The organism is Seonamhaeicola maritimus (assembly GCF_008056315.1).
In the GTDB taxonomy this organism is placed as follows: domain Bacteria; phylum Bacteroidota; class Bacteroidia; order Flavobacteriales; family Flavobacteriaceae; genus Seonamhaeicola; species Seonamhaeicola maritimus.
Window position 1 is genome coordinate 1,347,356 of the sequence record NZ_VRKQ01000008.1, and the last position, 21,635, is coordinate 1,368,990.

Sequence of the window (21,635 nt, forward strand, 5' to 3'; positions counted from 1 at the left end):
TATTAAATACCTTTTTGTTTGTTTATTTCATCTTGTAACTGTCGTCTAACCTTTTGTTCTCGTTCTAAGGCAACTTTTCGGTGTTCATCAAATTCCTCTTCAATCTCACCTAAAGCTTTTTTTGCTTCTTTAGTTATAGTATTACTGTTTTTGAATTTATAAATAAACAAGATTAATAAAGCTAACAATATGGCAATTATAGACCACATTAGCATATTATAATTGGCTTTACTCATTTGCAATCCAAATAATGCCATACTATCTTTATCTAAGTTAGTTTTATCCAAATCGCTTTGTGTGTTTGTAAGCTTTGATTTTAAATCTGAAATTTCTTTAGTTTGATTATTAACAACAATTTTAGTGTCATTTAAGCTTTTTCTAATCGTTTTTAAAGAATCTAAAGTATGTGATTTTAAGGCTAATAGCCATGATTGTTTAACAGCTTCGTATGCTTGACCGTTGGTACTCTTAAAATTACCTGATTTTCTAAGAATAAAATCAAATTGTTCGTTTATTGAGCCTTCGTTTATAGTTTCGGTTTGCGCTTCTTGAGAAAACATTTTAGTTATTGAGAAGCTTAAAAAGAAAATTAAAAAAGATATTTTCAACAATTTCATATTGGCTTAGTTTATTTTGGTTGTATTTGGATTTTACGAAGTTATAAAATTTATATTATAAAAAGCCTCACTTAGTGAGGCTTTAATATATACGAAAATAATTGATTTCTGGATTTACAATTTTAATAATAGGTAAAACGTCTTACTTTAGCTATATATTTTGCAAGCCTTATAACTTGATGGCTGTAACCATATTCATTATCATACCATATGTATAAGACAACGTTCTTTCCGTCTGGACTTACAATAGTAGCTTTACTGTCATAAATGGATGGTGCAGAACTGCCTACAATATCGCTAGAAACAAGTTCATCACTTAATTCATATTTAATTTGTTCTACCAAATCACCTTCAAGAGCATACTTTTTAAGGGTACTATTAATACTATTCAACGTTGCTTTTTTGTTAAGCTCTAAATTCAAAATAGCCAGAGATCCGTTTGGCACGGGAACTCGAATGGCATTAGAAGTTAATTTACCTTTTAAAACTGGAAGTGCTTTTGCAACAGCGTTACCTGCTCCAGTTTCGGTAATGACCATATTTAATGCAGCAGCACGACCTCTACGGTATTTTTTATGGAAATTATCAACTAAATTTTGGTCATTTGTATAAGCATGAATAGTTTCTAAATGCCCGCTTTTTATACCAAAAGAATCTTCAATAACCTTTAAAACTGGCGTGATGGCGTTTGTGGTACAGGAAGCCGCAGAGTATATTTTCACTTTGTCAGGATCATTATCTTTATGATTAACGCCATAAACAATATTTGGAATTTCCTTTCCAGGAGCGGTAAGCAACACTTTTTCAGCGCCCTTAGCAATTAAGTGTCTACTTAATGAATTTTTATCTCTAAAAGCACCAGTATTATCAATGATTAAAGCTTGGTTTATATCAAATTGAGTATAATCTATATCTTCTGGATAATTAGCTGAAATAATGTTTACCGTTGTGCCATTAATTATTAAGGCGTTATTTTTAGCGTCGACCGATACTGTACCTGGAAAATCACCATGAACGGAGTCGTTACGTAATAAAGATGCTCTTTTTTCAAGAATGGAAGCATCAATAGACCCTCTAGTTACAATGGCTCTAAGTCTAAGTTGACTCCCTTTACCTGTTTTAGCCATTAATTCTCGAGCAGCCAGTCTTCCTATTCTACCAAAGCCGTAGAGAACTACATCTTTAGGTTCAATACCATTGTTTTTGTCGGCATCCTTTAGCTTTCTGGCAACAAAAGCTGTAGCATTGGCATGTTTGTTCTCATCTAAATGAAATTCATAAGTTAATTTTCCAATATCAAGTTTAGCAGGTGGAACATCTAAAGTTTTAATAGCTCGTGCTATTTCAACAGAATCAAAAATAGAAATGGGCTTTTGCACAAACTTACCAGCATAATTGTGCAAGTTTAGTATTTGACTAACATTTCTGTCAATTAGTTGATTCCTAAAGATGACTAGCTCAATAGACTTGTCATACCAAAGATCGCTTACTGTTTTTATAAACTCAACAGTGGCTCTTCTACGGTCTGCCTGGAATGCTAATTCTTTTTCATAGGTTTCATTAAAATTCATGCTTAAAATTGTTTAGTTTTGTGTTTTAGTTTTGGCAAAATTATCATATTTCAAACGTTTTCGTAGCACATTTTAACAAAAAATAACCTCTTTAATTTTAATTAAAGAGGTTGTCTTATTTATTGGTTTTTTTGAAGTACCTTATCTAAATATCACTTCTTTTTTCTCTAGTCTTCTGTTAATGTATTCCAATTTTTCAATATTGTCTAAAACGTCATCGCCATATTTTTCTTTTAACTCAGAAATATCTTCAATACTTTCAATTTTCTTATCATTTATTCCGGTAATGATATACCCTTCAGAAATACCCAAGTTGGAGTAAAGCCATTTGTTTTTAGTTTCTTTTACCATCACTCCATATTCTACATCATATTCTTCTTTAAAAGAATCTGAAAGATCTTGAAGTTCCATTTTAATGAAGTTGATAGTAAAAGCATTTGTATTAGAAAGTTTAACTGTTAAGGTCTTAATTTCACCATTCCTTTCAAGTTCTACATTAACAATGTCATTTGGTCTTTTTGTTCTAATATAACCACTAAGGTCTTCAAATTTTGAAATCTCAATATTATCAAGTCTTTTAATAACATCCTTAGGTTTAATTCCTGCTTTTTCAGCTCCAGAATTTTTAATAACTTCATTAACATATACACCTTCCGAATATTCAATATTTTCTTTTTCTGCAAATTCGCTTGTAAATGTCCCTCCTTTGATACCAAGAACTCCGTTTTGTACATTACCATATTCCATGATGTCTTCTATCACCTTTCTGGCAATATTACTTGGCACTGCAAAAGAATATCCAATATAAGAACCAGTTTGTGAGGTAATAGCAGTATTTATACCAACCAGCTCGCCATTTGTGTTTACTAAGGCACCACCTGAGTTACCAGGGTTTACGGCAGCATCAGTCTGAATAAAAGATTGTTCACTTCTTCCAGAAATATCTCTTGCCTTAGCGCTAATAATACCTGCAGTTACCGTAGATGTTAAATTAAACGGATTTCCAACTGCTAATACCCATTCACCAATTTTAGCATTATCAGAATCTCCAAATGTTACAAATGGTAATTCTTCATCAGCTTCAATTTTTAAAAGTGCGATATCGGTTTTGGCATCGGCTCCAATTAATTCAGCGTCGTAGGTTTTATTATTGTTCATGGTTACTGATAATTTCTGAGCATTTTTAATAACATGGTTATTAGTGATAATATAACCATCAGCATTAATAATCACCCCTGAGCCAGTACCTAATTGAGGGCGTTGTGAACTTCTTCCAGAAAAGAAGTCTTCAAAAGTCATAGGTCCAGAACTCATAGATACATTTTTTACATGTACTACAGCATTTACCGTATTTTCAGCAGCCGAAACAAAATCAGGAGCTTCGGTTGTATTATATAAAGTATTTAAGTTATTAGTGGGTAAAAAGGCGGGTGTAGCTTGTGTATTATCAATAATTACAGTGTTTTCTTTTTCTAAAAATAATTTGTAGGCACCTAGGGTTAAAACGCCACCTAAGGCCGAAATCAGTACTAACGATAAAATCTTCTTCATAATTTTTCAGTATTAAGTTTTATTTATTCAACGACTAAAATTAAATATTTATTGGTTTTATATTTTCATTTAACGGTTTTTTAACGCCAACTTTAACGACTATTTAACAATCAATAAAACAGTTTAATATTTATATATTTGTTCCAATAATATGCAACAAGAATTTTTTAAATATCAAGGAACAGGAAACGATTTTGTGATGATTGATAATCGTCAACAAACATTCGACAAAAATAATACCAAACAAGTTGCTTTTTTATGTGACAGACGTTTTGGCATAGGGGCCGATGGTCTTATTTTATTAGAAAACCATAATGAGTATGATTTCAAAATGGTTTATTATAATTCTGATGGAAATGAAAGTACTATGTGCGGAAACGGTGGGCGCTGTTTAGTAGCTTTTGCAAGAGATTTGGGAGTAATAGAAGATAAAGCGACTTTTGAAGCTATTGATGGCATGCACCATGCCTCAATTGAAGGTGATATTGTAAAATTACAAATGTTAGATGTTGACGAGATTCAAAAGTATGAAAATCATGTGTTTTTAGATACAGGTTCTCCACATCATGTTCAGTTTGAAAATGATATTGAAACTTTTGATATTAAAACAGAAGGTGCTAGAATTAGATATGGTGCCCCTTATAATCAAGCAGGGAGTAATGTAAATTTTGTAAAGAAAATTACGAATGACACTTTTGCTGTAAGAACTTATGAACGTGGTGTTGAAGACGAAACCCTATCATGTGGAACCGGAGTTACAGCTGTCGCATTGGCGATGCACGCTACCAATGAAACTAAAGATTCATTAATTAATTTGAAAGTTCAGGGTGGTGAGCTGAAAGTATCATTTGATGTTGATAACGAAGCTTACAAAAATGTTTGGTTAATTGGTCCTGCTAAATTTGTTTTTAAAGGAACTGTATGATTACTCTTAAAGGAGAAAATATATATCTAAGAGCTTTAGAGCCAGAAGATCTGGAGTTTGTTCATGCAGTTGAAAATGATGAATCTATATGGGATGTTAGTAATACACAAACACCTTTTTCAAAATTTTTAATCAAGCAATATATAGAGAATGCTCATAAAGATATTTATGAGGTAAAACAATTAAGATTGGTTATTTCAAGTTATAATGAAAAACCACTAGGAATGATTGATATTTTTGATTTCGATTTTAAGAATAGTAGGGCAGGAATTGGGATTTTGGTGAAGGATAAAGAAAACAGAGGTAAAGGTACTGGTACAGAAGCCCTCAAATTATTGGTTTCGTATTGTTTCAATCAGTTGAATTTGCATCAATTGTATTGTAATATTTCCGAAGACAACAAAGTCAGTATTAAAATGTTTGAAAAACAAGGTTTCAAACAAGTTGGACTTAAAAAAGATTGGAACTACATTAATAACTCCTACAAGAACGAATATTTATTTCAGCTTTTAAATAAACAAGATGTACATTAAAAAAATCCTTTGGGCCATTGCATTAATTGGTCTTGTAGTGGCAGGTTATTTTGCATACTACATTTATTCGGCTATGATGGTGCCTAATACAGCATTTAATAATGAAAAAGCCTATATATACGTTAAATCTACTGATGATTATAATGATGTAAGAGAACAGCTGGAGCCTTTATTGAAGGATATTGACAAGTTTGATGCCTTAGCTAAACAAAAAAAATATGTAAGTAATTTAAAAGCGGGAAGATTTGTTGTTAAAAAGGGAATGAGTAATAATGATATTATTAATTCTATTAGAAGCAAAAACTTGCCTATTAAGGTGTCTTTTAATAATCAGAATTCTTTAGAGAAATTGGCTGGTAGAATTGCTCTTCAAATAGAAGCTGATAGTGTTTCTTTGTTGAAAGCTATGAAGGACGAATCTTTTTATTCTGACAATAATTTTAAAACCGAGACTGCATTAGGTATGTATTTACCTAACAGCTATGAGTTTTTCTGGAATACAACAGCTAAAGCATTTAGAGAACGAATGCATAAGGAGTACAAACGTTTTTGGAACGAGTCTCGTTTGAATAAAGCAAAATCCATTGGGCTTTCTGAAGATGAGGTAATGGCATTGGCATCTATTGTTTATGAAGAATCTAAAGAACCTACAGAGCAACCAAGAATAGCCGGAGTATATCTTAACAGGTTAAAAATTGGTATGCCATTACAAGCAGACCCAACACTTAAATTTGCGGCTTATCAATTACCAAAATATCAGAACACGGTTATAAAACGCGTTTTGAATGTTCATAAAGAGATTGACTCTCCGTATAATACTTATAAATATGCAGGTTTACCCCCAGGACTTGTTGCAATGCCGGATCTATCGGCTATTGAAGCTGTTTTGAACAATGAAAAGCATAAGTATTTGTATTTTGCAGCAGATCCTAAACGCGTAGGATTTCATAAATTCGCTAAAACGTTGTCACAGCATAATGTAAACGCCAGAGCCTATCATAAATATTTGTCTTCACAAGGAATTTATAAATAGTGCATTGGCTTCGAGTTAAATATTTACTTGTAGCTTTAATTTCTGTATCGTCATTTTCACAATCTAAGTTTAATTCGTTTTTAACTCCAAGTGATACTCTAAATATTTCGAGAAGGAATCTAGTTGTTATTTCTGAAGCTTCTTTAGCTAGTATTTCATTAATTGGATTGAATCAATTATGGTATTCTGATTATGATCGGTCAAAATTCCATACAGTTAATGATAATGACCAATGGCTTCAAATGGATAAAATGGGACATGTGTTCACATCGTATCAATTAGGTAGGGTAGGGTCCGATGTGTTGAATTGGAGTGGTGTAAGTAAAAAAGATCAATTAATATATGGAGCAACACTTGGTTTTGGGTTTTTAACCGCTGTAGAGGTGTTAGATGGTTATTCTCAGGAATGGGGTTTTTCTTGGGGTGATATTGGCGCAAATGCGGCCGGAACAGGACTCTATATTGGACAAGAATTACTATGGAAAGAACAAAGAATTGACTTTAAGTACTCTTTTCATCAAACAAAATATGCTTTTCAAAGCCCAAATAAGCTTGGGGAATCACTTTTAGAGGAGTCTTTAAAAGACTATAACGGTCAAACGTATTGGTTAAGTGTAAACTTACATTCGTTTTTTAAAGAAAGTAAAATTCCTAAATGGTTTAATGTTGCACTAGGTTACGGTGCTACAGGTATGCTGGGAATAAGTGAAGATACTGACAGTCAGTTGTTAATAAATAATAACGGTATGCGTCAGTTCTATTTAAGTTTTGATGTATCTTTAAGAAGAATTAAAACAAATTCTCCCCTATTAAGATCTGTTTTTAGCATTTTTGATATGATAAAAATACCTTTTCCTGCTTTAGAATTTAGCAAAAAAAGGAGTGTATTTCATCTATTCTACTATTAAAACAAGTATTTAAACGAGTAGTTTTGAAGAAATAAAAATTTTTTATAATTTTGCACGCTCAAATTTCAAGGCATATTTAATTTGGAAAATATGCTGAAAAAATTTAAAATTATGGTAAAGAATATTGCAAGTTATTCATTTCTTACGCTTACAATATGCTTTTTATTGTATGTTTCGTTTTCATCAAACGAAACAGTAGATTTGAGTAAGTATTCTACTAAAGGACTAGACTTAAATTACACAGTAAGTCTAGATGCTAAGGATAAGAATCTATTAGCATCAAATGAAGGTTTCTCACCATTTTTAGACAAATCTTTTGTAGGTTTTAAAGAAGCGGTTGCTTTTAAAGAGTCTAGAGGTGATTATTCATGCGTTAATACATATGGGTATTTAGGCAAGTATCAATTTGGTAAAGAAACATTAAAAATGATTGGGATTAACAATCCTAAACAATTTTTAAATGACCCCAAACTACAGGAAAAAGCGTTTATTGCAAATGCAGAACGTAACAAGTGGATTCTAAGACGTGATATTAGAAATTTTGTTGGAAAACGAATAAACGGTATTATTGTTACAGAATCTGGAATTTTAGCAGCTGCTCATTTAGCTGGACCTGGTAGTGTGAAAAAATATTTAAGAAGTTATGGACTTGACAATTTTGCGGATGGTTTTGGAACTACGGTTTACACCTATATGAAGCGATTTTCAGGATATGATACTTCTTTTATAAAGCCTAATAAAAAAGCAAAAGCTATATAGTTATTTTAGCTTTTGTGAATAATAAATATGGTAGGTCTTTTATGAAGGTCTACCATATTTTTTTTCCACTGGTTTGCAGTTTTAGTTTTAATGAACTCGGTTGAAAGTGTAATATCACAAGCTACACAGATTTGAGTATCATTTGCCAACACACTAGTAATATCTTCTAGCATTTTGTTATTTCTGTAAGGAGTTTCTATAAAAACTTGAGATTGATTATTCTCAAAGGAGGCTCTTTCTAAGCGTCTTAATTCTTGTTTCCTATCACCTTTATCAATTGGAAGGTAGCCATTAAAAGCAAAACTCTGTCCATTCATTCCAGAAGCCATTAAGGCCAAAAGAATAGATGAAGGACCAACTAAAGGCACAACTTTTATGTTTTTATCGTGAGCTATTTTAACAATATCAGCTCCTGGGTCTGCAATTCCGGGACAACCAGCTTCCGATATAACACCTACATGTTTACCGTGTAAACACGGATTTAAGAAATCTGGAAAATCTGTATCTTCTGTATGTTTATTAAGAACAAATAACTTTAAAGATGGTTGAGATTTACTGGGAGCTATTTTTTTTATAAATCGTCTGGCTGTTTTTTCATTTTCAACAATAAATATGTTTAAATGGTCTATAGTTTCTTTTATAGTTATAGGTAAAACCTCTATTGGTTCATTATCGCCTAAAGTACAGGGTATTAAATAAAGGTTGCCTTTGCTTTTCATTTTAAGTCAAATTTTCAGCAATAATAGAGCAAGCTTCATCTAGCATTTTGTAAACATTTTCAAAACCTCGCTCACCTCCGTAATACGGATCGGGTACGTCGTAGTTTTGATTTGGATAAACCAGATTTAAAATCATTTCAACTTTATCAATATCCTTCTGATTTCTAGCCAGTTTATTGACGTTTTGATAGTTTGATCCGTCCATTACATAGATAAAATCAAATAAGTCAAAATCATTAACTGTAAATTGACGTCCTTTTAAATGTGATATATCTAAGCCATATTTTCTAGCCACAGCAATAGAGCGTTTGTCTGGTTGATTTCCAGCGTGATAATTGGCTGTTCCTGCAGAATCAACTAAGAAAGAGTCAGGGAGTTTTGATTTTAAAATGCCCTCAGCTAATGGTGAACGACAAATATTGCCTAGACAAACCATTAGTATTTTAATCATCTGAATTAAGTTTTATACAGAAAGTTTTTTAGAGATATCTTCAACGTATTTTCTAAATTGTTTGTCTGTTGAAGAAAGATTATCAACTGTTTTACAAGCATGTAATACTGTTGCGTGGTCACGTTTACCAATTTGAGAGCCGATACTTGCTAAAGAGGCTTTCGTGAATTTTTTAGCAAAAAACATAGCTAATTGTCGTGCTTGAACAATATGGCGTTTTCTAGTTTTAGATTGCAGTGTATCAATATCCATTTGGAAATAATCCGATACCACTTTTTGAATATAATCAATTGAAACCTCCCGTTTTGTATTTTTAACAAATTTTTCAACTACAACTCTAGCAAGATCAATTGTTATTTCCTTTTTATTGAAAGAAGATTGCGCAATTAGCGAGATAATAGCACCTTCAAGTTCTCTAACGTTCGATTTTATGTTTTTTGCAACATAATCTATGATATCTTCAGGCATCTCAACACCATCACGATATAATTTATTTTTCAATATTGAAACCCTTGTTTCAAAATCTGGAGTTTGTAATTCAGCAGAAAGTCCCCATTTAAAACGAGATAGTAAGCGTTGCTCAATATCTTGCATATCAACCGGTGCTTTATCACTTGTTAAAACAACTTGTTTGCCATTTTGATGCAAATGATTGAATATATGAAAGAAAACATCTTGTGTTCCAGATTTACCAGAAAGGAATTGCACATCATCAATAATAAGAACATCTATAATTTGATAAAAATGTATAAAATCATTTCTATTGTTCTTTTTTACAGCATCAATATATTGTTGTGTAAATTTTTCAGCAGAAATATATAAAACTGTTTTTTCTGGGTACTTATCTTTTATATCAACACCAATAGCATGGGCTAAATGTGTTTTACCCAATCCTACACCTCCAAAAACCAATAATGGGTTGAAAGATGTCCCACCTGGTTTATTTGCAACCGCTAATCCGGCACTTCTTCCTAAACGGTTAGAGTCTCCTTCTAAAAAGTTGTCAAAACTATAATTAGGATTCAGTTGAGATTCCACTTTGACATTTCTAATACCAGGTATAATAAAAGGATTTCTTAATTCTGGACTTTTATTATTTAATGGAATATCAACATCTTGAGATTTTACAGCGCTTCTATTAGAACTTGGAATTTTTTCAGTAAATGGTTGTTTGTTGCCATAGGTGTTTTCCATTTTAATAATGTAAACTAATTTGGCAGTTTCTCCTAGTTCTTTAGTAAGGGCAACTTTTAAAATTTTAACATAATGCTCTTCAAGCCATTCGTAGAAGAATTTACTTGGTACTTGAATGCTTAAAGCATTTTCTGTGAGTTTAACTGCAATAATAGGTTCAAACCAAGTTTTATAAGCTTGCGGTTGAATATTATCCTTTATAAATTCCAGACAATTATTCCATACCGATTGCGCAGTTACACTCATTGTTAAATTTTGTGGTTTTGTTAGTTAGTTATAAGAGAGGAATCCCAAATCATACGTTCCTCATTCTCTTTGGCAAATATGTGAACAAAATTCTTAAAAAAAAAATGAAAATCTATTGAATTTCTAGAAATTTTTCCTCATGTTTAATTGCTTTTCGAAACTACAAAAAAATATTTAATAATTACTATGAAATTCGATGAAATACAAATAAGGGTGAGATATGGCGAAACTGATCAAATGGGAGTGGTGTACCATGGTAATTACGCATTATATCTGGAAATGGGAAGAATAGAATGGTTAAGAAAGCAAGGAATCTCTTATAAGTCTATGGAAGAAAATGGGATTATGTTACCAGTGGTTTCATTGAATATAAACTATAAAAAATCAGCTGGTTATGATGATCTAATTAATGTAAAAACTCAACTAAAAAAAACACCAACTGCTAAGATTGAATTTGATTATGAAATCTCTAATGAAAAAGGTGAAATTTTAACCACTGCAAATACAACTTTAGTTTTTATTGATATGAAAACGAATAGACCAACTAGAGCGCCAAAATATATTTTGGATGCCATTGAGCGTTTAGGTTAAACTTTTTTTATTTTAATTTCGTAAAGTTTATCGAAAATATTGAAAACGGTTTCCGCATTTTTTTTTCTAACGGAAACAGTGATTTTACAATTCATTTCTAGTTCTTGATTTACCACATTGAGTTTTTTCTCTTTTATAATACGCATTACTGTATTCATGTTTTTGTAATCAAAAGAGATGAGGTATTCAATATTGATTGTCTTTTCAACAATATTAGAAGCTTCTAAAGACATTTGAGCAGTAGTCTTATAAGCATTTATCAATCCGCTAACTCCTAATTTAACCCCTCCAAAATAACGTACTACAACTATTAAAATATTGGTAACCTCAAAAGATTGTATTTGGTTATAAATTGGCATTCCTGCAGAATTATTAGGTTCGCCATCATCATTGGCTCTAAAAAACACCTTTTCTCTACCTATTTTATAAGCATAACACCAATGTCTTGCAGAATGATGTTCTTTTTTTAAGGTTTCAATGTGTTTTTTTACGTCATTTTCATTTAAAACTGGAAAGGCATATCCAAAAAATTTACTGTTCTTATCTTTAAATAGAACGTTCAATGTTTTGCTTGTAATAGTTTTATATGTGTCTTGTTCTGTCAAGGATTAATTAAGCTGTTATTAATATTGAACAAATTACTCACATCATCAGTATTAGGGTTTATATGCCAGGTGATAAAGTTTAGATTTTTTGCAGTTTTAATATTGTCTAAATTGTCATCAACAAACAAGCATTCGTTAGCTACAAGGTTGTTTTTGTTTAAAACGAAATTAAAAATATCTGCATCTGGTTTTCTTAAATTTATCTCATGTGATAGATAAAACACATCAAAACAATCTTTGAATTCATTATAAAAAAGAATGTTTTCTTGAATCCAACTAATATGTAAATCATTGGTGTTACTTAATAGAATGAGTTTATATTTTGAAGATGCTTTAAGTTCTTTTAAAAAGGCTAATCTGTGTTTTGGGAATTCTGCCAGAATTGAATTCCATTTAAAAATAATGTCATCTATAGATTGTTCGGGGAAATAGCTCGAGTAATTGTCAAGAAACACCTCGGTAGAAATTAACCCTTTTTCAAATGCTATATTAGTTTTTATTATGTCATCAAAATGTTCTGAAGATTCAAAATGCTTGATATAATCAAGCGTATAGGCGTCATTAAGATTGATAAAAACATTACCAAAATCGAAAATAATGGTTTTAATCATTCAGGTAAGTTTTAAGAATATTTCCATTTATATTTTCTTCCAAAATCATTTTACCTCTAAAAGAAGGGGCTTTGGTACCATTTTTAAAATTTAAGTTCCCAGTAAAGACTCTTGCTTCCTCCCAAAGATTGGCATTAATAAATGTTTGAAGTGTTTTTGCGCCGCCTTCAATAATAATAGAGTTTATATCATTTTTAAAAAGTACATTACAAATCTGTTGCGCTATATTTTTTGAGAAATCAATATTTTTATTTGAAATTACAATTGTTTCGGCTTCATCATTGAAAATATTAAAACCCTTAGAAAGCGTATTATTTTCGTCAATTACAATTCTAGTTGGGTTTTTTCCAGTCCAATCACGAACCGTTAAGCTGGGGTTGTCCTGTAAAACTGTGTTTGTTCCAACAAGAATAGCTTGTTCTTCAGTTCGCCATTTATGAACCAGTTGTCTAGAGTATTTATTAGTTATCCAAACAGGTTTCTGTTCGTTCTTTGTTTCGGGAGCAATAAACCCATTGTCGGTTTCAGCCCATTTTAGAATGATATAAGGTCTTTTTTTGTTGTGAAATGTGAAAAAGCGTTTGTGATGTTGTTTGCATTCATTCTCTAATATGCCAACAGTTACCTTTATTCTGGCCTCAATAAGTTTTTTAATGCCTTTACCTGCAACCTGTTCGTTGTCATCAACACATCCAATAACAACGTTGGGGATTTCATTTTTAATAATCAAATCACTACAAGGAGGTGTTTTTCCAAAGTGAGAACAGGGCTCAAGGGTCACATAAAGCGTTGCTTCTTTTAAAAGTTCTTTATCTGTAACAGAATTTATAGCATTTACTTCGGCATGATTCCCGCCATAAGCACTTGTGAAACCTTCACCAATAATACTGTTATTACATACTATAACAGCCCCAACCATAGGGTTGGGGCTAGTTTTTCCCAATCCGTTTTTAGCAATTTCTATGCATCGTTTTATGTAGATTTCATGATTGCTCAAAACGCTACAGCTTAATTTTTATATTATCGGTTTTATCAATATTATAGGTGTATGAAAATCCAAACACCTTATATATAAGGTCTCCTTTATATTGAATCTTAATTTTTTTACTGAATAAACTTCCAATCAGCCTACCAATACTTTTGTTGCTTAAAATGCTATCAGTAGGGACATTAGCTTTTAATGGAATAGAAAATTCCTTTTTTGCTGGAACCTTAAAGCTTTCGGTTGATACAGTTGCCATTTCATTATCATTAACAAACACTTTAATGGCATCCGTTTTTAACTCGCCTCCAATATCATTTGGATTTAAAAAAATGGCATCAGCTGTAATTGTGACGTGTTTTGATGTAGATTCTAACACTTGAATATTTTCAACACTTAAAAACTCAGGTTTCTCCTTTAATTTGCAATTGTAAAACAATAATAATATTGTTGATAAAATAATGAATGGCTTAAGTTTCATTTTTTTAGATTTAAGTATATTCACTTTTATAAAAGTACCATTTTAAGTGAGTAAAGATACTATTGTTATTCGAGAAATTAGGTCTCAAGACAATGCTCAAGTTGAGCAGGTTATAAGAGCATGTTTTCATGAGTTTAAAATACCTTTAACTGGTACTGCTTATGAAGATGAGGAAACTCCCAGAATGTATGAATCTTATCAGAATGATGATGATATTTATTTTGTTATTGATGATGATGGAGACATTTTAGGAGGCGCTGGAATAAAACCACTTAAAGACTTTGATGAGAATATTTGCGAGCTACAAAAAATGTATTTTTCACCTAAAGTAAGAGGGAATGGATATGGAAGAAAGATGTTTGAAAAATGCTTGAAAGCCGCGAAAGATTTGGGGTATAAGAAATGTTATTTAGAATCGGCTCCTCAGTTAAAAGCTGCCATTCATATTTATGAAAGCTACGGTTTTAAACATTTAGACGCAGCTTTAGGAAATACAGGGCATTATAGCTGCGGTGTTTGGATGATAAAGGATTTATGAGACTACAGGATATTCAGAACGACTTTCACAATGAATTAGATTCAATTTATGCAAAAGAAGAAATAGATAATTTCTTTTTTATGTTAACGGAGTCTTATTTTGATGTTTCCAGACTGAAATTGGCTTTGGATCCAGATATTGTTTTAGAAAAACCCCATTTTATACTGGGTGCCTTGAGTCAGTTGAAGGAAGAAAAACCTATTCAATATATTTTAGGTGAAACAGAGTTTTATGGGTTACAGTTTAAGGTGAATGATGATGTCTTGATTCCAAGACCTGAAACTGAAGAACTTGTAGATTGGATTTTAAATTGTCATTCTGAACGAAGTGAAGAATCTAGTGAGTTAAGTGTTTTAGACATTGGAACTGGCAGCGGTTGTATTGCTATTTCGCTGGCAAAACAATTACCAAATGCCAAAGTTTATGCGCTTGATGTTAGTAAGAAGGCTTTAAAAGTAGCCATAATGAATGCTGAATTAAATAATGTTGAAATTGAATTTATAGAACACAATATTCTAAATCCTCGTCATGCTGAACTTGTTTCAGCATCTCAAAAGTTTGATGTTATCGTTTCCAATCCGCCATATGTAAGAGTGAAGGAAAAAGAATTGATGAAGCAAAATGTATTGAATAATGAACCTCATTTAGCACTTTTTGTTGATGATGATAACCCTTTATTGTTTTACAAAGCTATTTGTGAATTTTCAAAGTCTAATTTGAAGGAGGAAGGTAGATTGTTTTTCGAAATAAATGAGTATTTAGGAAATGATATGGAAGAGTTATTGAAAAATTATAATTTTAAAAATATAGAATTAAAACAGGATATCTTTGAAAAAGATAGAATGATTAAAGCTGTTAATATTAATGAGTAACATTCAACAAAAAATAAACCAATTAAGAGATGAACTTAGAGAGCATAATTATAATTATTATGTTCTGGATAATCCTACTATTTCTGATTATGAGTTTGATATTAAACTTAAAGAATTACAGCAATTGGAAGATGGGCATCCTGAGTTTTTTGATGCTAATTCGCCAACGCAGCGTGTAGGTGGAGAGGTAACAAAAAATTTCGAAACTATTGTTCATGAAAATAGAATGTATTCTTTAGACAACTCATATTCTAAAGAAGATTTGGAAGATTGGGAAACTCGCATTAAAAAGATGGTGGATGGCGATATTCAATATACTTGTGAGTTAAAATATGATGGAGCTTCCATGAGTTTAATTTATGAAAATGGTTTATTGGCTAGAGCTGTAACAAGAGGAGATGGTTTTCAAGGTGATAATGTTACTGCTAACGTGAAGACTATTAAATCGGTGCCACTTCAATTAAAAGGTGATTATCCATCAAAGTTTGAAATAAGAGGAGAAATTGTATTGCCTTTTGAAGGTTTTAATAAAATGAATGAAGAGCGTATTGCCAATGGAGAGGAACCTTATAGAAATCCCAGAAATACCGCGTCAGGGAGTTTAAAGCTTCAAGATAGTGCTGAGGTTGCAAAAAGACCATTGGAATGTTTGCTTTATAGTTTACAAGGTGTTAATCTAGGTATCACAACGCAATTTGAAAATTTAGATAAAGCAAGAGCATGGGGGTTCAAGGTACCTGATGCTGCAAAATTGGCTAATTCTATTGATGAAGTATTAGAATTTGTGGAGTATTGGGATATACATCGTCATAATTTACCATATGAAACCGATGGTGTGGTTATCAAGGTAAACAATTTGCAACAGCAAGAAGAATTGGGTTATACAGCCAAGGCACCACGTTGGGCTATGGCTTACAAGTTTAAAGCAGAACAGGTGTCAACCAGATTAAATAGCATTACATATCAAGTAGGTAGAACTGGTGCGATAACTCCGGTTGCTAATTTAGAACCTGTTGAGTTGGCTGGAACAACAGTTAAGAGGGCTTCTTTACATAATGCAGATCAAATTGAAAAACTGGATATTAGGGTAGGAGATGAGGTTTATGTAGAAAAGGGAGGAGAAATTATCCCTAAAATTTTGGGTGTTGATTTAAGTAAACGCCCTAAAACATCCAAACGAACAGAATATATCAACAACTGTCCAGAATGTGAAACCGAATTAATAAGAAAAGAAGGAGAGGCGCAGCACTATTGCCCAAATTATAATGGTTGTAACCCACAGATTATTGGACGGATTCAACATTACATTTCCCGAAAAGCTATGGATATTGAAGGCTTAGGTGGGGAAACTGTAGCTTTATTGGTCAACGCTGGTCTTATAAATAATTATTCAGACTTATATGAGTTAACCAAGGAACAAGTTATTCCTTTAGATCGAATGGCAGAAAAGAGTGCTGATAATTTAATTGAAGGTATTGCGCAGTCAGTTAATATTCCATTTGAGCGAGTTTTGTATGCTTTAGGTATTAGATATGTTGGTGAGACTGTTGCTAAAAAACTAGCTAAGCATTTTAAAAGTATAGATGCTATTATAAATGCTTCGGAAGAAGAATTGGTAAATGTTGATGAAATAGGGATTAAAATAGCAGAGAGTGTTGTAGAGTTTTTTGGCTCTGAGGAAAATAACAATATAGTTGATAGATTAAAGCAGTTTGGAGTTCAGTTAGAAATGTCTGCAGAGCAACTTATAGGTCAAACAAATATATTAGAAGGACATTCTATTGTGGTGTCTGGAGTGTTCGAATCTATTTCAAGAAATGACTTAAAAAAGCTAATAGAAGACAATGGCGGAAAGGTAAGTAGTTCTATTTCATCTAAGACTAGTTTTATAGTTGCTGGGGATAAGATGGGACCAAGTAAAAAAGAAAAGGCAGAAAAGCTTGATATAGATATGATTAATGAGTATGATTTCTTACAAAAAATAAAATAATTTCAAAAAAAACCGATAAAAAGCATTTTTTTATCGTTTAATTGTAAATATTTTTTATATTTGTCCTGTAACCAAATCTATTATAATGTTCAAGTCGAAAGTCTTGGTGAGTTTAGTTTTAACTATTTATGTCCTATTTGTTACCTTTGGGCTTATTGGTTATGAAACTGTTGCTTTTACACTAGATTCATTAATTTTACCATTAATAACGCTATTTTATTTTGTTTTATTTGAAAAGAAGACTTTGTTCTTTTCGCTTTTTCTAATATGCTATGCTGGTTCTGATTTAATAGGTTTAATTGTGAATTTTATTCCATATAATGAATCGTATCAATTTCTTTTCGATTTAGATTATTTTATAGGAAATTCCATGTATATAATGGCTTATGGTTTTCTTTTTATAGAGATATGTAAAGCTTTAAATGTGTTCCATATTTTAAGAAATTTCAAAATTCACCTGATTGTTTTAACAGGCCTTAATATATGGTTGATATTTGTTTTACAAGAAATGGTTGACTCAGATTCAAGTATGTCTGGAGAGTATTATCTGGAAATGGTCTATAATATAATTATGTTGCTATTACTTTCAGGAGCATTACTTAATTACTTTTATCGTGATAATAAAAAAACTTTACTGCTATTTTTAGGTGCCTTATGTATCGTTTTTTCTGAAGTGATTGATATTGCATACATATACAAAACTCCAAAATGTCTACTTAATATTTTCTCAACAACATTAACCTTATCAGCCTTTTATTTTTTCTGTATACAAACAAATTTATCAGATGTCAGGGGAGGTGAAGAGGCCCATGTAGTTATGGAATAATGTAATGCATTACTTTAATTAAGTTTTAAAAACGGAATGTCTTTTTTATATAGAAAAAGAATTATTGCTGATAATGTAAATGTAACTACCGCAGTAATAAATAAAGCTCCTTCGTCATTGTTAATTTCAATTCCTAGTTTGGTTAAGTGCATTAAAATGGCTCCTCCAAGAATACCTAAGGCAAGCGTAGCTCCTACCCAAACACCCTTAGGGATTAGAAGTAAAATACCTGCAATAAGTTCTAGTACACCAATACTAATTCTTCCAAAAGGTTCCAGTCCAACTTGCGTAAAAATATAAACGCTGTCTGGGTGAGCTGTGAATTTAAAGCGTAATGTTTGAATTAAAATAATGGCAACAATAAGCCTTAATGCAAAAGGAGTATACTTTTTCATCTTTATAATATTTTGCAATATTAGACGAGGTAGAAACAAAAACTTACTGTGGTTATTGAACTATTATTGATGTGCCATTTGTAGATTTATTCTTATCCCTATCAAAATAAAAATCAATGCGACCCAAGTTAATACCATAAGCACCCACTTGGTTAACCAGCATATTTTCATCATTGCTATTTTTTACTATTGTAGGTTTTTCTAAGAACGTATGTGTGTGCCCCCCAATAATAAGATCAATGTTTTTAGTTGCAGCTGCCAGATTTAAATCGCTTATTTTATTTGGAGTATTTTTGTAAAAATAGCCCAAATGAGACAAGCAAATAATTAAATCACACTTTTCTTCAGTCTTAAGAATACGGCTCATATCTTGAGAAATTTCAATAGGGTCAAGATATTTAGTTTCTTTAAACAATGATTTATCCACCAAACCTTGCAGTTTAACTCCTAATCCAAAAACACCAATTTTAATACCGCCTCTTTTAAAAACTTTATAGGGTTTAACATGCGTGTTCATAATGGTATTACTAAAGTCATAGTTGGCAGAAACAAACTCAAATTTTGCATGAGGTAGCTGGGTGTATAAACCTTCAATACTGTTGTCAAAATCGTGATTCCCAATGGTGGCCAAATCATATTTTAGCATGCTCATTAACTTAAATTCCAATTCGCCACCATAATAATTAAAATACGGAGTGCCTTGAAAGATATCACCCGCATCTAATAAAAGTGTATTAGGGTTTTCTTTTCTAATAGATTCTATTAAGTTAGCGCGTCTAGCCACACCACCTTGATTAGCATTTTTCCCATCATTTGGATCAAACGGATCAATATGACTATGCACATCATTAGTGTGAAGGATAGTGATTTTGGTGGTTTTAGGATCTTGTACAAAAGATTGCAACCCCAAACCTCCTATAGTTAAAGCACTTCCGGCAGATAGTTGTTGTATAAAATCTCTTCTTTTCATTTCTGCCTACTTTCTTATAAACCTGTCGTCTCTTTTAGGGTTAATGGTGTCAACCTTTTTTAAGTAATCAATCATGGCATTTCTTATTTTGTAATCTAAATTCTCATAGCTTTCGTTTGGTTTAAAGAAAGTCATGTTGTCTCCGCCATTATATAGGTAGTCACTTGTGGCAACATAATAGGTCTTGTTTTTATCAATCTGTTCTCCGTTAATTGAGGACTCAATTAGATTGTATCCTTTGTCAAGTATAATTTTAAGACCTAAAATAGGATGTGCCTGCTTTCTGGTAACTAAGTATTCAACAATATCATAAATCTTATCACCTTTAAGACCAGCTACCACTATTTTATTCTCAAAAGGCATAACTTTGTAAGCGGTTCTTTCGGTTATAGAGCCTTTAGGAATGGCCGCCCTAATGCCTCCACGGTTTAAAACCACAATGTCAATATTCGCTTCTGTTCTTTTTCTGAAAACTGGATTTCCTTCAGAAAACATAATACCCACCATTAAATTACCAATAGCTGTATTTAATTCGGTATCATCTTTCGTGTAGGTATCAGGAGAATATGCTAAAACGCTATCTAAATCACTGTCAATATGTTCTCTAAAAGGTTTTATGAAGGATTCAATTTCTTCATTGAAAGAAATGGAGTCGGTAATTTGAATTTGTTGCCCTTCAATTTTTATTAACTGAGGTTTTTGTTCTTTGCAGCTTGAAAACATTAAAAAAATTAACAAAAAAAATAAATGTGTTAACCTCATTATATTAAATCAAAAATTTGAATGTAGTTTTGCTACCTTTGCGCAAAGTATAAAGATAAATGTTTTTAAAGGGTTTTAAGGAAAAATCTAATAAAAAGTACTTGAACAAATTGTTATCAGAACGACATGTAGAGGTTACTGAAAACAAAATAGAAAGTTTAGGTGTTATCTTGAATATTGATGAAATTGATGATTTTGAATTGTTTAGGAAACTTGCAAATTTTATAAAAGTGCGTCCAAATAAGTTGAAAATCATAGCTTTTTCGGTAAATAAAAATGATCATGTAAATGCTTGGGAAGAGTGCTTCCATGCAGAAGATTTTGGATGGAACGGAACGGTTAAGAATACTGGATTAAAATCTTTTCTAGATTATAATTTTGACGTTTTAGTGAGTTATTATAAACATAATACACTAGAATTAAAAATGATGACGGCTTCTTCAAAAGCTAAATTTAAAGTTGGGATTCTTCAAACAGACGAGCGTTTAAATGATTTAATTATTAAAACTGAAATAAATGAATTTAAGGTATTTAAAAGTGAAATTTTTAGGTACTTAACTATTTTAAATAAAATTAAAAATGAATAGTAAGTTTTTAGGAACTGGAGTTGCATTGGTTACACCGTTTAATTCAGATTTAAGTGTAAATCATGAGGCACTGGCAAATATTGTGAATTTTAATATTAAAAACGGCACAGAATATCTTGTAATTTGTGGAACAACTGGAGAAAGTGTTACACTAACTAAGCAAGAAAAGAAAGATGTAATAAAAACTATTTCTGAAACTAATAACGGACGTTTACCTTTGGTTTTAGGAATTGGAGGTAATAATACAGCCCAAGTTGTTGATGAAATTAAATCTACAGATTTAAGTGGTATTGATGCAATTTTATCTGTATCGCCATATTATAACAAGCCAACTCAAGAAGGTTTGTACCAGCACTTTAAGGCAATTTCTGAAGCGTCACCGGTTGATATTATTTTATACAATGTTCCTGGTAGAACATCTAAAAACATGGAGCCATCAACTACCTTAAGACTTGCTAATGATTTTGATAATGTTATCGCAGTTAAAGAGGCTGGTAATAACATGTCACAGTATTTAGAATTGCTAAAAAATAGGCCGGAAGATTTTTTAGTGATTTCTGGTGACGATGATTTAGCATTAGGCACTGTACTGGCTGGTGGAGCAGGTGTTATTTCGGTAATAGGGCAAGCATTTCCTAAAGATTTTTCTGAAATGATTCGTCTTGGTTTAAAGGGAAATACAAAAGAGGCTTACAAACTTCACTTTAAATTAATGGATGTTATTGGATACATTTTTGAAGAAAATAATCCGGCGGGTATTAAAGCTGTTTTTGAAGCTTTAGGTTTATGCGATGACACTGTAAGGTTACCAGTTGTTCCTGCTACAGACGGATTAAAAGAGAAAATTAAAGCATATTTAAGTTAGTTTTGTTAGTTGCAATTTTAATACCGTAATTAATAATTTTGAATGGATTTTCT

Annotated in this window: 25 protein-coding genes; 12 read left to right on the top strand and 13 right to left on the bottom strand. The window is 31.6% G+C overall.

What is annotated here, in order from left to right:
* Nucleotides 1-2 precede the first annotated feature (2 nt).
* The 3 genes from FUA22_RS05660 to FUA22_RS05670 form a co-directional block, all read right to left on the bottom strand.
* Complete coding sequence (locus tag FUA22_RS05660; protein ID WP_147766930.1) at nucleotides 3-617, bottom strand: tRNA (guanine-N1)-methyltransferase; 615 nt, start codon at nucleotides 615-617, stop codon at nucleotides 3-5.
* 122 nt (nucleotides 618-739) lie between these two features.
* Nucleotides 740-2,188 carry a glyceraldehyde-3-phosphate dehydrogenase gene (locus FUA22_RS05665; RefSeq protein ID WP_147766931.1) on the bottom strand — a complete coding sequence of 483 codons (1,449 nt, stop codon included), beginning with the start codon at nucleotides 2,186-2,188 and terminating at the stop codon, nucleotides 740-742.
* Between the two features lie 141 nt (nucleotides 2,189-2,329).
* A complete protein-coding gene (locus FUA22_RS05670; protein ID WP_147766932.1) occupies nucleotides 2,330-3,739 on the bottom strand; it encodes a trypsin-like peptidase domain-containing protein in 1,410 nt (469 codons plus the stop codon).
* Nucleotides 3,740-3,890: 151 nt separating this feature from the next.
* Here FUA22_RS05670 and dapF point away from each other — a divergent pair, with 151 nt between their 5' ends.
* The 5 genes from dapF to FUA22_RS05695 all read left to right on the top strand — a co-directional run bounded on the left by dapF (nucleotide 3,891) and on the right by FUA22_RS05695 (nucleotide 7,897).
* Nucleotides 3,891-4,664 (top strand): diaminopimelate epimerase, encoded by a 774-nt coding sequence (gene dapF / locus FUA22_RS05675; protein ID WP_147766933.1) that lies wholly within the window; start codon nucleotides 3,891-3,893, stop codon nucleotides 4,662-4,664.
* On the top strand, nucleotides 4,661-5,197 hold the full coding sequence (locus tag FUA22_RS05680; protein ID WP_147766934.1) for a GNAT family N-acetyltransferase: 537 nt from the start codon (nucleotides 4,661-4,663) through the stop codon (nucleotides 5,195-5,197). The genes dapF and FUA22_RS05680 overlap by 4 nt, the downstream gene beginning before the upstream one ends.
* A complete protein-coding gene (mltG, locus tag FUA22_RS05685) occupies nucleotides 5,187-6,230 on the top strand; it encodes an endolytic transglycosylase MltG (RefSeq protein WP_147766935.1) in 1,044 nt (347 codons plus the stop codon). Before FUA22_RS05680 ends, mltG begins: the two co-directional genes overlap by 11 nt.
* Nucleotides 6,230-7,138 carry a DUF2279 domain-containing protein gene (locus FUA22_RS05690; protein WP_241664760.1) on the top strand — a complete coding sequence of 303 codons (909 nt, stop codon included), beginning with the start codon at nucleotides 6,230-6,232 and terminating at the stop codon, nucleotides 7,136-7,138. Before mltG ends, FUA22_RS05690 begins: the two co-directional genes overlap by 1 nt.
* A gap of 111 nt (nucleotides 7,139-7,249) precedes the next feature.
* Nucleotides 7,250-7,897 carry a peptidoglycan-binding protein LysM gene (locus tag FUA22_RS05695; RefSeq protein WP_147766936.1) on the top strand — a complete coding sequence of 216 codons (648 nt, stop codon included), beginning with the start codon at nucleotides 7,250-7,252 and terminating at the stop codon, nucleotides 7,895-7,897.
* Between the two features lie 5 nt (nucleotides 7,898-7,902).
* Here FUA22_RS05695 and FUA22_RS05700 read toward each other — a convergent pair whose 3' ends face one another.
* The 3 genes from FUA22_RS05700 to dnaA are packed head-to-tail and all read right to left on the bottom strand — an operon-like array spanning nucleotide 7,903 to nucleotide 10,507.
* Nucleotides 7,903-8,616 (bottom strand): SAM-dependent methyltransferase, encoded by a 714-nt coding sequence (locus FUA22_RS05700; protein WP_147766937.1) that lies wholly within the window; start codon nucleotides 8,614-8,616, stop codon nucleotides 7,903-7,905.
* A gap of 1 nt (nucleotide 8,617) precedes the next feature.
* Nucleotides 8,618-9,067 carry a low molecular weight protein-tyrosine-phosphatase gene (locus tag FUA22_RS05705; RefSeq protein WP_241664761.1) on the bottom strand — a complete coding sequence of 150 codons (450 nt, stop codon included), beginning with the start codon at nucleotides 9,065-9,067 and terminating at the stop codon, nucleotides 8,618-8,620.
* A 12-nt stretch (nucleotides 9,068-9,079) separates the two neighbouring features.
* On the bottom strand, nucleotides 9,080-10,507 hold the full coding sequence (gene dnaA / locus FUA22_RS05710) for a chromosomal replication initiator protein DnaA (RefSeq protein WP_147766938.1): 1,428 nt from the start codon (nucleotides 10,505-10,507) through the stop codon (nucleotides 9,080-9,082).
* Nucleotides 10,508-10,693: 186 nt separating this feature from the next.
* Here dnaA and FUA22_RS05715 point away from each other — a divergent pair, with 186 nt between their 5' ends.
* Nucleotides 10,694-11,098, top strand: a complete 405-nt coding sequence (locus tag FUA22_RS05715) for an acyl-CoA thioesterase (protein ID WP_147766939.1) — start codon at nucleotides 10,694-10,696, stop codon at nucleotides 11,096-11,098.
* On the opposite strand, the gene FUA22_RS05720 is transcribed toward FUA22_RS05715, so the two are convergent.
* The 4 genes from FUA22_RS05720 to FUA22_RS05735 are packed head-to-tail and all read right to left on the bottom strand — an operon-like array spanning nucleotide 11,095 to nucleotide 13,777.
* Nucleotides 11,095-11,703, bottom strand: a complete 609-nt coding sequence (locus FUA22_RS05720) for an IMPACT family protein (RefSeq protein ID WP_147766940.1) — start codon at nucleotides 11,701-11,703, stop codon at nucleotides 11,095-11,097. The two genes, FUA22_RS05715 and FUA22_RS05720, sit on opposite strands and share 4 nt — an antisense overlap.
* Nucleotides 11,700-12,314, bottom strand: coding sequence for an HAD family hydrolase (locus tag FUA22_RS05725; RefSeq protein WP_147766941.1), 615 nt, complete (start codon nucleotides 12,312-12,314; stop codon nucleotides 11,700-11,702). Before FUA22_RS05725 ends, FUA22_RS05720 begins: the two co-directional genes overlap by 4 nt.
* A complete protein-coding gene (gene ribD / locus FUA22_RS05730; RefSeq protein ID WP_147766942.1) occupies nucleotides 12,307-13,311 on the bottom strand; it encodes a bifunctional diaminohydroxyphosphoribosylaminopyrimidine deaminase/5-amino-6-(5-phosphoribosylamino)uracil reductase RibD in 1,005 nt (334 codons plus the stop codon). Before ribD ends, FUA22_RS05725 begins: the two co-directional genes overlap by 8 nt.
* Nucleotides 13,312-13,315: 4 nt before the next feature.
* Nucleotides 13,316-13,777: an LEA type 2 family protein gene (locus FUA22_RS05735; RefSeq protein WP_147766943.1), complete on the bottom strand. Its 462-nt coding sequence runs from the start codon at nucleotides 13,775-13,777 to the stop codon at nucleotides 13,316-13,318.
* 46 nt (nucleotides 13,778-13,823) lie between these two features.
* On the opposite strand from FUA22_RS05735, the gene FUA22_RS05740 reads away from it, so the two are divergent.
* The 4 genes from FUA22_RS05740 to FUA22_RS05755 all read left to right on the top strand — a co-directional run bounded on the left by FUA22_RS05740 (nucleotide 13,824) and on the right by FUA22_RS05755 (nucleotide 18,003).
* Nucleotides 13,824-14,315, top strand: a complete 492-nt coding sequence (locus tag FUA22_RS05740) for a GNAT family N-acetyltransferase (RefSeq protein WP_147766944.1) — start codon at nucleotides 13,824-13,826, stop codon at nucleotides 14,313-14,315.
* Entirely contained in the window at nucleotides 14,312-15,187 is an 876-nt protein-coding gene (gene prmC / locus FUA22_RS05745) for a peptide chain release factor N(5)-glutamine methyltransferase (RefSeq protein ID WP_147766945.1), read from the top strand. Before FUA22_RS05740 ends, prmC begins: the two co-directional genes overlap by 4 nt.
* Nucleotides 15,180-17,177, top strand: a complete 1,998-nt coding sequence (gene ligA, locus FUA22_RS05750; RefSeq protein WP_147766946.1) for an NAD-dependent DNA ligase LigA — start codon at nucleotides 15,180-15,182, stop codon at nucleotides 17,175-17,177. Before prmC ends, ligA begins: the two co-directional genes overlap by 8 nt.
* Before the next feature lie 85 nt (nucleotides 17,178-17,262).
* Entirely contained in the window at nucleotides 17,263-18,003 is a 741-nt protein-coding gene (locus tag FUA22_RS05755) for a hypothetical protein (protein WP_147766947.1), read from the top strand.
* A 14-nt stretch (nucleotides 18,004-18,017) separates the two neighbouring features.
* Here the strand turns inward: FUA22_RS05755 and FUA22_RS05760 are convergent, their stop codons facing one another.
* From FUA22_RS05760 to FUA22_RS05770, 3 genes are read right to left on the bottom strand one after another with little or no spacing between them, the layout of a single operon-like run.
* Nucleotides 18,018-18,398 (bottom strand): DoxX family membrane protein, encoded by a 381-nt coding sequence (locus tag FUA22_RS05760; protein ID WP_147766948.1) that lies wholly within the window; start codon nucleotides 18,396-18,398, stop codon nucleotides 18,018-18,020.
* Between the two features lie 52 nt (nucleotides 18,399-18,450).
* Nucleotides 18,451-19,368, bottom strand: coding sequence for a bifunctional metallophosphatase/5'-nucleotidase (locus FUA22_RS05765; RefSeq protein WP_147766949.1), 918 nt, complete (start codon nucleotides 19,366-19,368; stop codon nucleotides 18,451-18,453).
* 6 nt (nucleotides 19,369-19,374) lie between these two features.
* Nucleotides 19,375-20,091, bottom strand: a complete 717-nt coding sequence (locus tag FUA22_RS05770; RefSeq protein WP_241664762.1) for a 5'-nucleotidase C-terminal domain-containing protein — start codon at nucleotides 20,089-20,091, stop codon at nucleotides 19,375-19,377.
* A gap of 98 nt (nucleotides 20,092-20,189) precedes the next feature.
* Between FUA22_RS05770 and FUA22_RS05775 the strand changes: the two genes are divergently transcribed.
* Together FUA22_RS05775 and dapA are read left to right on the top strand one after the other, a co-directional pair.
* Entirely contained in the window at nucleotides 20,190-20,717 is a 528-nt protein-coding gene (locus tag FUA22_RS05775; RefSeq protein ID WP_147766951.1) for a DUF6913 domain-containing protein, read from the top strand.
* Complete coding sequence (gene dapA / locus FUA22_RS05780; protein WP_147766952.1) at nucleotides 20,710-21,582, top strand: 4-hydroxy-tetrahydrodipicolinate synthase; 873 nt, start codon at nucleotides 20,710-20,712, stop codon at nucleotides 21,580-21,582. Before FUA22_RS05775 ends, dapA begins: the two co-directional genes overlap by 8 nt.
* The last annotated feature ends 53 nt before the right edge of the window (nucleotides 21,583-21,635 follow it).

What these genes read in the sequence shown, in the direction of transcription:
- FUA22_RS05660 (WP_147766930.1), bottom strand. Translation starts at nt 617, where the DNA reads ATGAAATTGTTGAAAATATCTTTTTTAATTTTCTTTTTAAGCTTCTCA.
- FUA22_RS05665 (WP_147766931.1), bottom strand. Translation starts at nt 2,188, where the DNA reads ATGAATTTTAATGAAACCTATGAAAAAGAATTAGCATTCCAGGCAGAC.
- FUA22_RS05670 (WP_147766932.1), bottom strand. Translation starts at nt 3,739, where the DNA reads ATGAAGAAGATTTTATCGTTAGTACTGATTTCGGCCTTAGGTGGCGTT.
- dapF (WP_147766933.1), top strand. Translation starts at nt 3,891, where the DNA reads ATGCAACAAGAATTTTTTAAATATCAAGGAACAGGAAACGATTTTGTG.
- FUA22_RS05680 (WP_147766934.1), top strand. Translation starts at nt 4,661, where the DNA reads ATGATTACTCTTAAAGGAGAAAATATATATCTAAGAGCTTTAGAGCCA.
- mltG (WP_147766935.1), top strand. Translation starts at nt 5,187, where the DNA reads ATGTACATTAAAAAAATCCTTTGGGCCATTGCATTAATTGGTCTTGTA.
- FUA22_RS05695 (WP_147766936.1), top strand. Translation starts at nt 7,250, where the DNA reads ATGGTAAAGAATATTGCAAGTTATTCATTTCTTACGCTTACAATATGC.
- FUA22_RS05700 (WP_147766937.1), bottom strand. Translation starts at nt 8,616, where the DNA reads ATGAAAAGCAAAGGCAACCTTTATTTAATACCCTGTACTTTAGGCGAT.
- FUA22_RS05705 (WP_241664761.1), bottom strand. Translation starts at nt 9,067, where the DNA reads ATGATTAAAATACTAATGGTTTGTCTAGGCAATATTTGTCGTTCACCA.
- dnaA (WP_147766938.1), bottom strand. Translation starts at nt 10,507, where the DNA reads ATGAGTGTAACTGCGCAATCGGTATGGAATAATTGTCTGGAATTTATA.
- FUA22_RS05715 (WP_147766939.1), top strand. Translation starts at nt 10,694, where the DNA reads ATGAAATTCGATGAAATACAAATAAGGGTGAGATATGGCGAAACTGAT.
- FUA22_RS05725 (WP_147766941.1), bottom strand. Translation starts at nt 12,314, where the DNA reads ATGATTAAAACCATTATTTTCGATTTTGGTAATGTTTTTATCAATCTT.
- FUA22_RS05735 (WP_147766943.1), bottom strand. Translation starts at nt 13,777, where the DNA reads ATGAAACTTAAGCCATTCATTATTTTATCAACAATATTATTATTGTTT.
- prmC (WP_147766945.1), top strand. Translation starts at nt 14,312, where the DNA reads ATGAGACTACAGGATATTCAGAACGACTTTCACAATGAATTAGATTCA.
- ligA (WP_147766946.1), top strand. Translation starts at nt 15,180, where the DNA reads ATGAGTAACATTCAACAAAAAATAAACCAATTAAGAGATGAACTTAGA.
- FUA22_RS05755 (WP_147766947.1), top strand. Translation starts at nt 17,263, where the DNA reads ATGTTCAAGTCGAAAGTCTTGGTGAGTTTAGTTTTAACTATTTATGTC.
- FUA22_RS05760 (WP_147766948.1), bottom strand. Translation starts at nt 18,398, where the DNA reads ATGAAAAAGTATACTCCTTTTGCATTAAGGCTTATTGTTGCCATTATT.
- FUA22_RS05765 (WP_147766949.1), bottom strand. Translation starts at nt 19,368, where the DNA reads ATGAAAAGAAGAGATTTTATACAACAACTATCTGCCGGAAGTGCTTTA.
- FUA22_RS05770 (WP_241664762.1), bottom strand. Translation starts at nt 20,091, where the DNA reads ATGTTTTCAAGCTGCAAAGAACAAAAACCTCAGTTAATAAAAATTGAA.
- FUA22_RS05775 (WP_147766951.1), top strand. Translation starts at nt 20,190, where the DNA reads ATGTTTTTAAAGGGTTTTAAGGAAAAATCTAATAAAAAGTACTTGAAC.
- dapA (WP_147766952.1), top strand. Translation starts at nt 20,710, where the DNA reads ATGAATAGTAAGTTTTTAGGAACTGGAGTTGCATTGGTTACACCGTTT.